This is a genomic window from Candidatus Thiodubiliella endoseptemdiera, from assembly GCF_964212635.1.
Lineage (GTDB): Bacteria > Pseudomonadota > Gammaproteobacteria > PS1 > Pseudothioglobaceae > Thiodubiliella > Thiodubiliella endoseptemdiera.
On the sequence record NZ_OZ156463.1, the window covers coordinates 743,813 to 756,327 of the forward strand.

General features: G+C 36.9%; 19 protein-coding genes. 9 read left to right on the forward strand and 10 right to left on the reverse strand.

From position 1 onward, the window contains the following. Nucleotides 1–77 precede the first annotated feature (77 nt). Together AB8525_RS03870 and AB8525_RS03875 are read right to left on the reverse strand one after the other, a co-directional pair. Nucleotides 78–1,160, reverse strand: coding sequence for a site-specific DNA-methyltransferase (locus tag AB8525_RS03870; RefSeq protein ID WP_369178733.1), 1,083 nt, complete (start codon nucleotides 1,158–1,160; stop codon nucleotides 78–80). Then, entirely contained in the window at nucleotides 1,157–1,933 is a 777-nt protein-coding gene (locus AB8525_RS03875; protein WP_369178735.1) for a restriction endonuclease, read from the reverse strand. Before AB8525_RS03875 ends, AB8525_RS03870 begins: the two co-directional genes overlap by 4 nt. A 222-nt stretch (nucleotides 1,934–2,155) precedes the next feature. Between AB8525_RS03875 and AB8525_RS03880 the strand changes: the two genes are divergently transcribed. The 6 genes from AB8525_RS03880 to AB8525_RS03905 are packed head-to-tail and all read left to right on the forward strand — an operon-like array spanning nucleotide 2,156 to nucleotide 6,176. After that, the gene (locus tag AB8525_RS03880) at nucleotides 2,156–2,485 is read left to right on the forward strand and encodes a transposase (RefSeq protein ID WP_369178736.1); all 330 of its coding nucleotides are present in this window, start codon (nucleotides 2,156–2,158) and stop codon (nucleotides 2,483–2,485) included. Between the two features lie 12 nt (nucleotides 2,486–2,497). Continuing rightward, entirely contained in the window at nucleotides 2,498–3,571 is a 1,074-nt protein-coding gene (locus AB8525_RS03885; protein WP_369178738.1) for an aminotransferase class I/II-fold pyridoxal phosphate-dependent enzyme, read from the forward strand. Continuing rightward, nucleotides 3,561–4,274, forward strand: coding sequence for an alpha/beta fold hydrolase (locus AB8525_RS03890; RefSeq protein WP_369178740.1), 714 nt, complete (start codon nucleotides 3,561–3,563; stop codon nucleotides 4,272–4,274). Before AB8525_RS03885 ends, AB8525_RS03890 begins: the two co-directional genes overlap by 11 nt. A 20-nt stretch (nucleotides 4,275–4,294) precedes the next feature. Further along, nucleotides 4,295–4,783 carry a 5-(carboxyamino)imidazole ribonucleotide mutase gene (gene purE, locus AB8525_RS03895; RefSeq protein ID WP_369178742.1) on the forward strand — a complete coding sequence of 163 codons (489 nt, stop codon included), beginning with the start codon at nucleotides 4,295–4,297 and terminating at the stop codon, nucleotides 4,781–4,783. After that, the gene (locus tag AB8525_RS03900) at nucleotides 4,784–5,869 is read left to right on the forward strand and encodes a 5-(carboxyamino)imidazole ribonucleotide synthase (RefSeq protein ID WP_369178744.1); all 1,086 of its coding nucleotides are present in this window, start codon (nucleotides 4,784–4,786) and stop codon (nucleotides 5,867–5,869) included. 1 nt (nucleotide 5,870) lies between these two features. Beyond that, complete coding sequence (locus tag AB8525_RS03905; protein WP_369178746.1) at nucleotides 5,871–6,176, forward strand: hypothetical protein; 306 nt, start codon at nucleotides 5,871–5,873, stop codon at nucleotides 6,174–6,176. Nucleotides 6,177–6,181: 5 nt separating this feature from the next. Here AB8525_RS03905 and AB8525_RS03910 read toward each other — a convergent pair whose 3' ends face one another. From AB8525_RS03910 to AB8525_RS03940, 7 genes are read right to left on the reverse strand one after another with little or no spacing between them, the layout of a single operon-like run. After that, complete coding sequence (locus AB8525_RS03910; protein WP_369178748.1) at nucleotides 6,182–6,556, reverse strand: glutaredoxin domain-containing protein; 375 nt, start codon at nucleotides 6,554–6,556, stop codon at nucleotides 6,182–6,184. Next, nucleotides 6,553–7,389: a bifunctional methylenetetrahydrofolate dehydrogenase/methenyltetrahydrofolate cyclohydrolase FolD gene (gene folD, locus AB8525_RS03915; protein ID WP_369178750.1), complete on the reverse strand. Its 837-nt coding sequence runs from the start codon at nucleotides 7,387–7,389 to the stop codon at nucleotides 6,553–6,555. The genes AB8525_RS03910 and folD overlap by 4 nt, the downstream gene beginning before the upstream one ends. Then, nucleotides 7,386–8,120, reverse strand: a complete 735-nt coding sequence (gene kdsB, locus AB8525_RS03920) for a 3-deoxy-manno-octulosonate cytidylyltransferase (protein ID WP_369152716.1) — start codon at nucleotides 8,118–8,120, stop codon at nucleotides 7,386–7,388. Before kdsB ends, folD begins: the two co-directional genes overlap by 4 nt. After that, a complete protein-coding gene (locus tag AB8525_RS03925) occupies nucleotides 8,120–8,281 on the reverse strand; it encodes a Trm112 family protein (protein WP_369152718.1) in 162 nt (53 codons plus the stop codon). Before AB8525_RS03925 ends, kdsB begins: the two co-directional genes overlap by 1 nt. Then, nucleotides 8,278–9,210, reverse strand: coding sequence for a tetraacyldisaccharide 4'-kinase (gene lpxK / locus AB8525_RS03930; RefSeq protein WP_369178752.1), 933 nt, complete (start codon nucleotides 9,208–9,210; stop codon nucleotides 8,278–8,280). Before lpxK ends, AB8525_RS03925 begins: the two co-directional genes overlap by 4 nt. Then, nucleotides 9,192–9,341 (reverse strand): hypothetical protein, encoded by a 150-nt coding sequence (locus tag AB8525_RS03935; RefSeq protein WP_369150050.1) that lies wholly within the window; start codon nucleotides 9,339–9,341, stop codon nucleotides 9,192–9,194. The genes lpxK and AB8525_RS03935 overlap by 19 nt, the downstream gene beginning before the upstream one ends. Before the next feature lie 16 nt (nucleotides 9,342–9,357). Further along, nucleotides 9,358–9,783 carry a phosphate-starvation-inducible protein PsiE gene (locus AB8525_RS03940; protein ID WP_369178754.1) on the reverse strand — a complete coding sequence of 142 codons (426 nt, stop codon included), beginning with the start codon at nucleotides 9,781–9,783 and terminating at the stop codon, nucleotides 9,358–9,360. 53 nt (nucleotides 9,784–9,836) lie between these two features. On the opposite strand from AB8525_RS03940, the gene AB8525_RS03945 reads away from it, so the two are divergent. From AB8525_RS03945 to AB8525_RS03955, 3 genes are read left to right on the forward strand one after another with little or no spacing between them, the layout of a single operon-like run. Beyond that, a complete protein-coding gene (locus AB8525_RS03945) occupies nucleotides 9,837–11,072 on the forward strand; it encodes a lipoprotein-releasing ABC transporter permease subunit (RefSeq protein ID WP_369178756.1) in 1,236 nt (411 codons plus the stop codon). Next, the gene (locus tag AB8525_RS03950; RefSeq protein WP_369152730.1) at nucleotides 11,065–11,736 is read left to right on the forward strand and encodes an ABC transporter ATP-binding protein; all 672 of its coding nucleotides are present in this window, start codon (nucleotides 11,065–11,067) and stop codon (nucleotides 11,734–11,736) included. Before AB8525_RS03945 ends, AB8525_RS03950 begins: the two co-directional genes overlap by 8 nt. A 10-nt stretch (nucleotides 11,737–11,746) precedes the next feature. Then, a complete protein-coding gene (locus tag AB8525_RS03955; RefSeq protein ID WP_369152733.1) occupies nucleotides 11,747–12,328 on the forward strand; it encodes a hypothetical protein in 582 nt (193 codons plus the stop codon). A 22-nt stretch (nucleotides 12,329–12,350) separates the two neighbouring features. On the opposite strand, the gene AB8525_RS03960 is transcribed toward AB8525_RS03955, so the two are convergent. Beyond that, nucleotides 12,351–12,497 carry a hypothetical protein gene (locus AB8525_RS03960; protein ID WP_369149988.1) on the reverse strand — a complete coding sequence of 49 codons (147 nt, stop codon included), beginning with the start codon at nucleotides 12,495–12,497 and terminating at the stop codon, nucleotides 12,351–12,353. Between the last annotated feature and the right edge of the window lie 18 nt (nucleotides 12,498–12,515).

Genomic DNA, 12,515 nt, shown 5'->3' on the forward strand with positions numbered 1-12,515 from the left:
CTATACATTGTTTGACGCCATTGTTTGACGGGGCAAAGGGTAGTCCCATATGTTTTTTATGTGCCTAACAACCAAGTTCAGCGTGCGGCGATAACCGCCTGCTGGAACGCTTTATTAGCCGTTCTTTCATTGTTTAAATCCATTAGTTGATACGCTGGTTTTAAAACAAAAAGATTGCTTTCGATGCTTTTTATTTTCTCAGTTGTTGCCTGTATTGCCAATTTTGATTCATCTATTCCTATCCATTGCCTATTCAATAAATGGGCTGATTTTAAGGTTGTTCCAGAACCACAAAAACAATCTAAAACTATACTTTTCTCGTTAGATGAAGTTTTAATAATTAGATCTAAAATATCCGCATTTTTTTCTGTTGGATAATTGGGGTATTGAGGGTCTTTATATTCCCAAATATCTTGCATTCTTTTTCCCTCTCTCTCATCAACAAAAATAATCTTTCTTGGGTTTCCAGTTTTTGACCATTCAATCAACCCTTCCTTATCCCATTTTTCTAATGTTTCTACATTAGTTCGCCAATGCCTGCCCACTGGCGGCATAATTCCTTTGAATGGCTGATTAGATTTTCCATTTTCTGTTTCTCCAGGGGCGTGAATTGGCACAGTTGCATATCTTCTACCTTGTTTTATTTTTGGAAATAATTTTTCAATATCTTTTTCTGTATAAGGTTGTTTTGGCTCATTCCAAATAGGTTTAGCGGATTTTGAATAAAACAAAATCATATCTTTTATGTTGCCGTAACCCGTTCTCTTAAAATTTTTGGGGTTACACTTTATTCTAGTTATGTCATTTCTAAAATTTTCAATTCCAAAAACCTCATCCATCATTACTTTGACATAATGCCCAATCTTGTAGTCAATATGCAAATAAATAGAGCCTTGTTCGGACAATAAATCTTTTAATAAAACCAATCTATCCCTTAAAAAACAAATAAAATCCTTACCTTTTAATTTGTCAGAATAAGCAATATCACCATTTTTTGAATTACTAACCGTTGAAGCCCTACCGTTTGTAATTGTAAAATTACTATTCGTGGCAAAAGGTGGATCAATATAAATTAAATCCACCTTTCCCGCTAGTTTTTTATTTTTAAGTAAAAATTCAATACCTCTTAAATTATTACTGTGAATGAGTAAGTTTTTCATAATGAATATAAAAATTCTCTTAGCACTAAAGCACTCATAATGTTGTGTTTATTTTGACCTCTGATTGATTTACACATTTTGTTGCTACTTTCAATGTAAGGCACACCATCCAAAATTGCAACAGTTACTGCATCAACTTTGGATTTGACAGTCGTCATGGCATCGTTAAACTGTGCATTTTGATGACCGCCAAAATCTGTTAAAAACTTTGCTTCGCCTATTACATATTTGCCATTAAACCTTGCAACAAAATCTAAGCCCTTATTGTGCTTATATTCTAAGTTTTTCCTAGCAAATTCCATCATTTTTGCATCGCTCGCATCTAGTATTGCATCGTCTGTTGAAGAAATAAATTCCTCAAGTTTTACTGGCATTATCCCCAATGCTTTTGTATCTAACCAGCATTTGAATAATGGACCAATCTGCCTATTGGTTTCTTTTGGCTCTGAACATCGCTCAAAAATTTTATCCAATCCCATTTCATACAATCTTCCGCACAATCTATCTACCGTATTTGGATTTCTTGATATTGAGCTACTATCTCTTTTAAGATAAGCAGTATAAGAGTCTTTGATTGGAAATAAATCCATTTTTAATAAAACATTTAGCAATTCAACATTATTTTTGGCTTGAAATGATTGCTCTACTTGTTGCCACAAATTTTCATCAATATCTCTAATACCTTCTGGAATTGTAGGGTAAACACGAAATAATTCATCCAAATAATTTCTTTGATTTGCAAATTCTATGCTTAGTTTTGTCCAATGGTTCATTTATTTCCTTGTGTTATGTTTGACGCTAGCCCCTTATCAATATTACACCTTAGAATGTCTAGGGCTTTTTGATGCTCACTTATTATCAAATAATATTCATATTCTTTTACCTTAATGCCGATATTATAGTCGGTAGCAATGTCATTTTAAACAAAAAAAGGGGGCGCTACTGAAACTCCCCCAATAAACTGGACACTAAATTTTAACATTTAGGAGTCCAAAATGACAAGAAAATACACAGCCTTCACCAAAACCTTTAAACTAGAAACCCTAGCACTAGCAAATCAACCAAATACTTGCATTGCACAGCTTGCAAGAGATTTAGGTTTACGCAGAAACATGATCTACAAATGGAGGATTGAATTGAATCAAAAACAAGATAAAGCCTTTAAAAGAACCGCCGATACCGCCAACACAGCACATCACAAAGCAACACATTCGGCGTTATTAAAGCAAAACAAACAACTTGCAAAAGACCTTAAACTGGCTCAAATGGAGGTAGAAATCCTAAAAAAAGGCTCAAGCCTTCTTCAAAGGTCTCAAGAAGGTTAAAATATTGCTTATATGAATTTTTCACAGCATCTTGCCACTCTTAAAACACAGCATCTTTATCGACAGACGAAGATTACTGACGCATGTTGCGTAGATTTTTGTTCAAATGATTATTTAGGGTTAAAAAATCATCCACAGGTAATTAAATCATTTAAGCAAGGGGTGGATAAATTTGGGGTAGGTGCTGGAGCATCGCATTTAATTAATGGACATACTACGGCACATCAACAATTGGAAGAATCGTTGGCGGATTATGTCGGAACACAAAAGACATTGTTGTTTTCCACAGGATATATGGCGAATATTGGTGTATTCTCGGCATTGAAAAATGAATTGGATTGGGTGTTGCAGGATAAACTTAATCACGCTTCATTAATTGATGCTAATCATTTGATTGGGCTGCCATTACAACGATATTTGCATAAGAATATTAAATCACTTGAAAAGAAGGCAAGTAGGCAAAAAGGTCAAGGGCTGATTGTTACTGATACAGTATTTAGCATGGATGGCGACCAGGCAGATATTTCATCTATTCAACAAATATCCAAGAAATCAGATGCTTTATTAATGCAAGATGATGCACACGGATTTGGGGTTTTTGCCCCCAATATTCCTAAAAAATCAATTTACATGGCGACACTAGGTAAAGCAGCTGGAGTAATGGGAGCATTTGTCGCGGGGGATGAAGATTTTATTGATTTTTTGGTGCAGAAATCGCGTCCTTATATTTATACCACGGCAATCGCACCTGCATTATGCGTGGCAACGCTTAAAAGCTTGGAACTCATTAAAAGTGGGGAGCAAAATGCCAAATTATTAGCCAATATTCAATTTTTCCAAACTTTTTCTCAAGCGCTTGCTTTGCCCATCGCAAAATCAAACAGTGCCATTCAACCTTTGATGATTGGCGATAGCGAACACGCCTTAAAAATCAGTCACACTCTGCTTAAAAAAGGTTTTCAAGTAAGTGCCATTCGCACACCGACTGTAGCAAAAGGCACAGAACGATTGCGTATTACGCTAAATGCGAACCATACGCAAAGTCAAATAGAGCAACTTTTAACACAAATTAAATATGCTTTATAGTTCGTCAATCGGCACGGGTAAAGACTTGGTATTGTTGCACGGATGGGGGTTTAATAGCGATTTATTTAATGCCTTTGTTGAGTGCTATAAAAATCACTATCGCATTACTGTGATTGATTTACCTGGGCATGGGCGTAGTGATATCGTAGAGGGTGGAATTGATAAATGGTGTGATGAAATCATAAAAATATTGCCTAGCAATCCTATTTTATTAGGCTGGTCTTTGGGTGGATTATTGGCCATCAATATTGCCAATAAAATAAAATTATCTCATCTTGTTTTATTGGCCTCTAGCCCTAAGTTCGTGACTACTGACAATTGGAACTATGGCATTGATGCAGATAATTTCCATCAATTTTCTGCCACTTTATCACTCAATCTATCCAAAGGGCTCAAACGCTTTGTGAGTTTACAGAGTGAGAATAAGGCACAATTAAAATCACTCAATCAGTCAATTGATACTTTTCCTGCAACGGCTACAGGACTTAAACAAGGATTGAATATTTTATTAAATAGTGATTTGCGTCAACAATTTAAGCAATTAAAAATACCAACACAGATTATTTTGGGCAAGCAAGATACTTTGATACCAATTAATATTGCCAAATGGTATAAACAGCAAAATACCTCGGTAACAATATTGGAAACTGGGCACTTGCCTTTTTTACATCAAGATTTTGAATTGCGTATAATTCAATCTTAACACAAACCTTGGAGAAAGAAATGAGTGCAGTTGTTGGAGTTATTATGGGGTCAAAATCTGATTGGTCAACGATGAAAAATGCAGTGGAGATGTTGGAAGAATTTGATGTACCTCATGAAATCAAGGTTGTTTCTGCGCATCGCACCCCTGATCTGATGTTTGAATATGCAAGCACTGCAAGCGAACGCGGTTTGAAGGTTATCATTGCAGGAGCAGGCGGTGCGGCACATTTACCAGGTATGGTTGCCAGCAAAACTATCGTACCTGTCTTGGGTGTACCTGTACAATCGCGTGCATTAAGTGGACAAGATTCTTTACTTTCTATTGCACAAATGCCCGGTGGTATCCCTGTTGGCACGCTTGCAATTGGCGATGCAGGGGCTAAAAATGCAGGAATTTTAGCAGCACAAATTATTGCTAATGCAGATGACACTGTAAGGAAAAAAGTAACTGCATTTAGAGCCAAGCAAACGCAAGATGTGCTTGATAATCCAAATCCAGAAAATTAGATGAAAGTCGGTGTTTTAGGAGCAGGTCAATTAGGTAGAATGCTTGCTATCGCAGGCTACCCTTTGAATCACCAATTCGGTTTTTCGGGTAATAGCGATGACGAGCCTTCCGCCTTATTAGGGCATATGTTTATTGACAATGATAGTGTTAAATCTTTGGTAGATTTTGCCGATGTTATTACTTATGAAAGCGAAAATACCGATATTGAAATCGTCAAGGAAATCAGCAAAATAATCCCTGTATATCCAAGTGAAAAATCACTATTCACCACACAACATCGTGGTCGTGAAAAGGCACTATTTGAACAATTAGATATCCCTTGCGCGCCTTATCAAATGGTAAATTCTGAACAAGATTTAATTGATGCCGTGGGTGTCATCGGGCTGCCTGCGATTTTAAAAACGGCAACTGAAGGCTATGATGGTAAAGGGCAATTTTTGATGCGTGATGAAAGTCAAATCAGCGAAGCCTGGGCAAGCATGAACGGTGTTGAGTCGATTTTAGAAGGCTTTGTCAATTTCAAACGCGAACTTTCGCTGATTGCCGTGCGTGACAAAGACAACAATTATAAGTATTATTCACTAGTGGAGAACACGCACCACAACAGCATTTTACGACTCACTATTGCCCCTGCTCAGGCTATTGACGCAGAAGTGCAAAAAACCGCTGAACGCTACATGCAAACTTTGCTTGATGAAATGAATCATATTGGTGTGCTAACAATTGAGTTATTTGAAACCGAAAACGGACTGGTTGTCAATGAAATGGCACCTCGTGTACATAACTCAGGGCATTGGAGTATTGAAGGAGCAAATACTTCGCAGTTTGAAAACCATATTCGTGCCATTACAGGGCAACCACTTGGCGATACCACGCCCACCCATCAGTTTTCTGCAATGGTGAATATTATTGGCAAGATTGGCAAGATTGATACGGTGTTGAGCATGGCAAATGCGCATTTACACTTATATGATAAGGCAGAACGCATCAATAGAAAATTAGGACATATCAATATTACTGCGAATTCTGAGCAAGAATTAAATGACAGTATTCAACAATTACAGGAGTTTTTACCCGAGGGATAAAATGGCAAAAGAAATTAAATACAAATGGCACGAAGCGATGTTATACAAAGTAACAGGCGACCCAATTGCTATTAAACCACTTGATAATAACTCAGAATTTAACAAGTCCGAATTAGAGACTTTTGTTGAGGGTTATTTAGGTTTTATCAAGCAAGGTAATGGCATATTAGTCGTTAATGACGATGGCGAAGCACTGGGATTGCCCCAAAATGAGATGGCAGGTAAAAATGGCTATGCCCTATTTGGCAATGTAATTTTTGTGCCTATCGATAATTCTGAAAGTACTTTAAATATCACCACACATTGATTTTTTTAGCCAAAACGCTTTTCTAAATATTCAATAATTTTAACCGTTTCAGACATCCATTCCACTTTACCATTTTCGGTAATTTTTAGGCAAGGTACTTGAGTTTTCCCTGTTTCTTTCAGCAATTCTGCCCTGAAAACACCTTGTCTATTTTGCGCATCTCTAGCAATGATATTTAGATTTAAGCGCCTGATAACCCTTCTGGTTTTGATACAAAATGGACAACCAAAGAATTGATACAATTCGATATTTTCTGTTTGTGCATCAATTTCTTTTTGTTGTTTAACAGTGCGTTTTACTTTACTAACAGGGATTACCCAACTCACAAATGCAATAATTGCACCCAATCCATTTCGGAATGCTTTTAATAATAATTTCATTTTTTAGTCCTTGCCATATAGGCGGTTAAAGTATTTTCCAATAAAGTGGCAATCGTCATCGGTCCAACGCCACCAGGTACTGGAGTAATCCAACCTGCGACTTTTTCGGCACTGTCAAAATCAACATCGCCAACCAATTGCCCACTTTCTAATCTGTTGATGCCAACATCAATCACAATTGCCCCTGTTTTAATCCAACTACCCTTGATAAATTGTGGATTGCCGACAGCAACCACTACGACATCAGCATTTTTAATTTTATTCGATAAATCAGTTGTCTTGCTATTACAAATTGTCACGGTGGCGTGGGCATTCAATAATTCCATTGCCATTGGTCGCCCAACAATATTTGACGCACCGACTACCACACAATTTTTACCTATCAAGTCAACTCCTGTCGTTGCTAACATCGTCATTACCCCTTTTGGCGTACAAGGGCGTAAATGTGGTTTATTTTGCATTAATTTTCCGATATTTTCACTGTGAAAACCATCGACATCTTTTGCGGGATTGATGGCTTCAATCACTTGATTGGTGTCTAAATGTCTAGGCAATGGCAACTGCACCAAAATACCATCAATTTTATCGTCATTATTCAATCGCTCTACTTCAGCCAATAATTCCGCTTGACTAATGTCTGCCGACTTGTTAATTTTTTCAGAATAAAAACCGACTTCCTTGCAAGCATTATCCTTATTACGCACATATACCGCAGACGCAGGATCATCACCCACTAAAATCACTGCCAAACCTGGTTTCCGCTCAAGGTGTGCGACTTGCTCGCCAATGTTTTTTCTTAAATTCTGAGCAATTTTCTGACCGTTTATAATCATTGTAACGCTTCCCTAACTTTTGCTAAATCTTCTGCTGTATCTACACCAAACCCCGTCGGCACACAGGCTTTGCTGATATGAATATCAAACCCTTCGCTGAGCACAGTAAGTTGCTCTAATTTCTCTACTTGCTCATAGTTTGAGCTGTGCATGGTTAAATACTGTTTGACAAAACCTGAACGATAAGCGTAAATACCAATATGCTTAAAGCATAGTGCTATATTAAAATCTGCTTCATCTCGAAAAGCGGGGATTGGCGAACGCGAAAAATACAGGGCTTTACCAAATTTATCAAACACCACTTTCACACAATTTGAGTCTAAATACTGCGCTTTATCAATTACATTTTCACACAAAGTTGACATTTTCATTTTTGAATTGGCTAAATTTTGTGCCACTTGTTTAATCACTTCTGCACCTAACATTGGTTCATCGCCTTGCACATTGACAATGATTTGTTCGTCATCAATACTAAGCGTTTCCAATACTTCTGCAATACGGGCGGTCCCTGATGTGTGACTCTCACTGGTCATGCAAGTTGTTGCACCAAAATCATTGGCAACTTTCTCAATACGCTTATCGTCTGTGGCAACAATCACACTAGCTGCACCGCTTTTTTTGGCGTTTTCATAGGTGTGTTGGATGAGCGGTTTGCCGTGAATATCTTGCAATAATTTAGTCTGCAAACGAGTTGATGCGTAGCGTGCAGGAATGATAACGGAAAAATCCATTAGTTTATTTTTCTTGCTTCTTCGATCAATAATACTGGGATACCGTCAATAATTGGGTAAGCCAATCCACTCTCTGCACAAATCAACTCATCGTCCACTTGTTTGAGTGGTGCTTTGCTTTGTGGGCAAACTAATAATTTTAACAAGTCTTTATCAATCATAATTTTTCATCAAGTTCGTTCAAAAATTCATCGCTTAACTCGGCTTCAACCTGCAAATACCACATCTGCTCTGTTGCGAATTGATTACATTTTACACAATCCTTAGCAGTCATAATAATAGGATGTGTGTCTTTAAAATCCAAATCTTGTTTAATAAATAAATAATGGTCCGCAAAAGAGTGTTGAATTGTATCCACCCCCAAATCATTCAACATCGTAAAAAACTTATTCGGTTGTCCAATCCCTGCAACAGCACGACATTTTTTACCTTTAAAATAATCTAAAGGTTGTGATTTTTGTGTTTTTAGATTGATAAAAGTCACAGGTTTTAATACACTTTGAATAACAAAATCGACGCTTTTCAAACGATTTTTAGACTCTCGTAATGGTCCTGCTGGTAAGAAAAATCCATTACCAAACCCATTTTCCACGCAAATTTCCACTGCCCTACCCATGCCATAATGTTGCAAGCCATCATCACTAATCACAATATCCACATTATGATTATCAATTAAATCTTGCACTGCCTGCGCACGGTTTTTATTCACCATCACCAACACATTAGATTGGGCGGCAATCAGTGCAGGTTCATCGCCCGATATATCTGCAGGAGTACTTGCATCAACCAATAAACTACCTTGTGAATGTGTACCTCCATAGCCACGAGAAACCACGCCGACTTTTTTCCCTTGTGCTTTAAAATGCTTAACTAATGCCATCACAATCGGTGTTTTCCCACTACCGCCCACAGTGATATTACCGACAATAATAACTGGCACATCAAACTGATGTATTTTTAATAAATTAATACGATAAAATGCTTTTCTGACAAGCGACGACAGATAAAAAATCGCCGATAATGGCAATAATAAAACATTAACAAACCCACGCGTGTTTAAATCCATTGAATCTAATAGAGACCTTTGCATAAATAGGGATGATTAGCAAAATGACAGATTTTATTAAATTGGAAATTTTTTAAATCCACTCCTAGCAGGGCTAAGGGTGTTTTTAAAAAGTTTGTAATTTGATGAAAGATGGCGTTTTGATGATTATTCATATTTATGCAAAGGTCTCTAATAGTCATTGTCAGATTGATATTTATTTTCCGTGTATTTCAGCACCCCTGCAGAAATTGCTAACACCAAAATTGCTAACACCATCACGATAACATTGAGTTTATCGTGCGCTACCAAGGACTTCATATCAATCACCAAGAAACGCGTAATCGCAGTAATGGCAATAAATATCAAAAATACAACAGGCATTTTATGGGTTTTAAAATAAATACCCGTCATTGCCCCAAGTTCTAAATAAATAAACAACAGCAAAATATCTTTCAACGAAGCAAACCCCATCTCGTGTTGCATAATGATTAAATATTCATGAACAGATGACCAAACAATCGTGCCGCCAATTACGAACAAGCCAACAATGTGAAACAACCCAATTAGCATGTCGCCTAATTGGTCAATTTTTTCTTTAATTATTATATTTGACATATCAAAACATTCCTTTACTTTTAAAGTACTAATTATGACAAAATATCAGCCCTATGGGTATCGAATTTAAAATTTCTAATCAATATTTGCGTTCTAATCGGAAAAAAGGCTTTGTTTCCTTTATTTCTGGGGTGTCTATTGTCGGTTTGGTGTTGGGTGTAATGACGCTAATTACGGTACTATCAGTGATGAATGGCTTTCACAAAGAACTACGCGATAGGGTATTAGGTGCTATTTCACATTCTTATATTACCGAATATGGTGGCACGGTCAAAAATTGGCAGACACTACAGGCAAAAATTGACCAACATCCAAGCGTCGTCAGCACTTCCCCTTATATTCAAAAATACGCCTTACTCAATACTGGATTTGGCTCACAAGGAATTAGCGTCAGAGGTATTGAGATTGAGTTAGAGAAAAAAATTTCTGTTTTATTAAAAAAAATGAAATCTGGCAATGCAACACTGAATAAATCCAATATTTTGATCGGTGTTGGTTTGGCCAATAAATTAGGCGTTATAGTCGGCGATAAAGTTACCTTAATCACACCACAAGTGTCTTCCAATATTCTCGGAATACAGCCGAGATTTAAACGCTTTACTATCAGTGGTATTTTTGACGCAGGCGTTGCCGAATACGACAATAATTTAACATTCATTCAACTGCATCAAGCACAATTATTGTATTCAATGAAAGACAGAGTGTCGGGCATCCGACTGAAGGTGGATAACTTATTCAATGCTAAAAAAATCACTAATGAAGTGGTTAATAACTTAGGTTCTGGACAATATTACGGCATTGACTGGATGCAACAAAAGGCAAATTTCCTACAAGCACTCAATCTTGAAAAACAAATGATTGGCATTATTTTATCGCTCATTATTGCTGTGGCTGCCTTCAATGTAGTGTCAATGATGGTAATGGTAGTAACAGATAAAAAAGCCGATATTGCCATTCTCCGAACCATCGGTATGACGCCAAATCGTATTGTTAAACTCTTCTTTTATCAAGGTGTTACTATTGGCATTATTGGCATTATTGTCGGGACAATATTCGGTGTGGCGTTGGCATTCAATATCGAATCTGTAATTAGTGGCATTGAATCACTATTGGGTTTTCAGTTTTTCCCTGCTGATGTATTTTATATCAGCCGATTCCCTTCTGAAATTCACTTGAGTGATATTATTACTGTGGCAATCGGTGCATTTGTTTTAGTAGTGTTAGCGTCCATTTACCCTGCCAAACGCGCTGGAAAACTGCAAATCTCAGAGGTATTAAACCATGAGTAAGATTATTGAATGTCAAAATTTGAGCTATAGTTACAATAGCGGTGAAATTGAAACACCGGTATTAAGCATGCTGAATTTGGCAGTTGAACAAGCAGAATCCATTGCCATAATCGGACAATCTGGTTGTGGAAAATCCACATTATTAAATTTACTCGGTGGCATAAGCCAGCCTACTATAGGCAAAATACTGATTAACAATACCGATTTATCACAAATCAACGAAACAAAAATCACCCAGCTTCGCTCTCAATATTTGGGCTTTGTTTACCAATTTCATCACTTGCTAAAAGATTTTAGTGCATTGGACAATGTGGCAATGCCTTTACTCATTCGTGGCGAAAACACACAAACAGCCACCGAAAAAGCCAGTAAATTACTTGCGGAAATTGGCTTACAAGATAGACTTAATCATCGCCCTGCTGAATTATCAGGTGGGCAACGCCAACGCGTCGCTATTGCCCGTGCTTTGATTAATAATCCAAGTTGCTTATTAGCAGATGAACCGACAGGCAATTTGGATACAAAAAGTGCAAAAGAAACGCTGGACTTAATGATGGAGCTAAATCAACAACAAAAATCAGCATTAGTGCTTGTGACTCACGATATGAGTATTGCAAAAAAAATGGATAGATTTCTAACTATGGAAAATGGAATATTAGTATAAAATCTTTATTATGAATATACATCAAATGCAAATCTCATATTCAAACCAAGAAGATAGATTAGTAATGAATATCAACAGTGCAGAAGGCGAGGAAATACGCTTATTTCTCACGCGTCGTATTGTCGTTTCATTTTGGGATATCCTTAATCAAACGATTAATCATTCTTTAATCAACAAACCCGATTTGAATGATATGGAAAAAACACCGGTTGTACCGATAACATTAGCGTCTGGCAAAGAATCTACCCCGCAACAAATGCAACAGCAAATGGAACACCAAGCAGAACACCAAAATATCATCAATAAAAGCGACTACACCACACCTTTCAATACTGGTAACACATTCCCAATAGGTAAAGCACCTATTCTAATTGATAAAATTACCATTAATGTTTATGAAAATACTAATATTGCCCTAATTTTTGCCAGCGCCGATGGGCAAGATATCAACCTCAATCTTAATTCACAATTATTGCACAATATCTTAGACTTACTTATCAGAGTCATGCCCAGTACCGAATGGGATATTGGATCAATGGATGGAAGTAGTTTACTTATTACCGAACCACAAAAAGGCTTAGCTTTACACTAATAACCTTTTGACGCTCTTGTCTTTAGAGACCTTTGCATAAATAGGGATGATTAGCAAAATGACAGATTTTATTAAATTGGAAATTTTTTAAATCCACTCCTAGCAGGGCTAAGGGTGTTTTTAAAAAGTTTGTAATTTGATGAAAGATGGCATTTTGATGATTATTCATATTTATGCAAAGGTCTCC

Coding starts and splice junctions, on each gene's coding strand:
- AB8525_RS03870 (WP_369178733.1), bottom strand. CDS start 1,160: ATGAAAAACTTACTCATTCACAGTAATAATTTAAGAGGTATTGAATTT.
- AB8525_RS03875 (WP_369178735.1), bottom strand. CDS start 1,933: ATGAACCATTGGACAAAACTAAGCATAGAATTTGCAAATCAAAGAAAT.
- AB8525_RS03880 (WP_369178736.1), top strand. CDS start 2,156: ATGACAAGAAAATACACAGCCTTCACCAAAACCTTTAAACTAGAAACC.
- AB8525_RS03885 (WP_369178738.1), top strand. CDS start 2,498: ATGAATTTTTCACAGCATCTTGCCACTCTTAAAACACAGCATCTTTAT.
- AB8525_RS03890 (WP_369178740.1), top strand. CDS start 3,561: ATGCTTTATAGTTCGTCAATCGGCACGGGTAAAGACTTGGTATTGTTG.
- purE (WP_369178742.1), top strand. CDS start 4,295: ATGAGTGCAGTTGTTGGAGTTATTATGGGGTCAAAATCTGATTGGTCA.
- AB8525_RS03900 (WP_369178744.1), top strand. CDS start 4,784: ATGAAAGTCGGTGTTTTAGGAGCAGGTCAATTAGGTAGAATGCTTGCT.
- AB8525_RS03905 (WP_369178746.1), top strand. CDS start 5,871: ATGGCAAAAGAAATTAAATACAAATGGCACGAAGCGATGTTATACAAA.
- AB8525_RS03910 (WP_369178748.1), bottom strand. CDS start 6,556: ATGAAATTATTATTAAAAGCATTCCGAAATGGATTGGGTGCAATTATT.
- folD (WP_369178750.1), bottom strand. CDS start 7,389: ATGATTATAAACGGTCAGAAAATTGCTCAGAATTTAAGAAAAAACATT.
- kdsB (WP_369152716.1), bottom strand. CDS start 8,120: ATGGATTTTTCCGTTATCATTCCTGCACGCTACGCATCAACTCGTTTG.
- AB8525_RS03925 (WP_369152718.1), bottom strand. CDS start 8,281: ATGATTGATAAAGACTTGTTAAAATTATTAGTTTGCCCACAAAGCAAA.
- lpxK (WP_369178752.1), bottom strand. CDS start 9,210: ATGCAAAGGTCTCTATTAGATTCAATGGATTTAAACACGCGTGGGTTT.
- AB8525_RS03935 (WP_369150050.1), bottom strand. CDS start 9,341: ATGAATAATCATCAAAACGCCATCTTTCATCAAATTACAAACTTTTTA.
- AB8525_RS03940 (WP_369178754.1), bottom strand. CDS start 9,783: ATGTCAAATATAATAATTAAAGAAAAAATTGACCAATTAGGCGACATG.
- AB8525_RS03945 (WP_369178756.1), top strand. CDS start 9,837: ATGGGTATCGAATTTAAAATTTCTAATCAATATTTGCGTTCTAATCGG.
- AB8525_RS03950 (WP_369152730.1), top strand. CDS start 11,065: ATGAGTAAGATTATTGAATGTCAAAATTTGAGCTATAGTTACAATAGC.
- AB8525_RS03955 (WP_369152733.1), top strand. CDS start 11,747: ATGAATATACATCAAATGCAAATCTCATATTCAAACCAAGAAGATAGA.
- AB8525_RS03960 (WP_369149988.1), bottom strand. CDS start 12,497: ATGAATAATCATCAAAATGCCATCTTTCATCAAATTACAAACTTTTTA.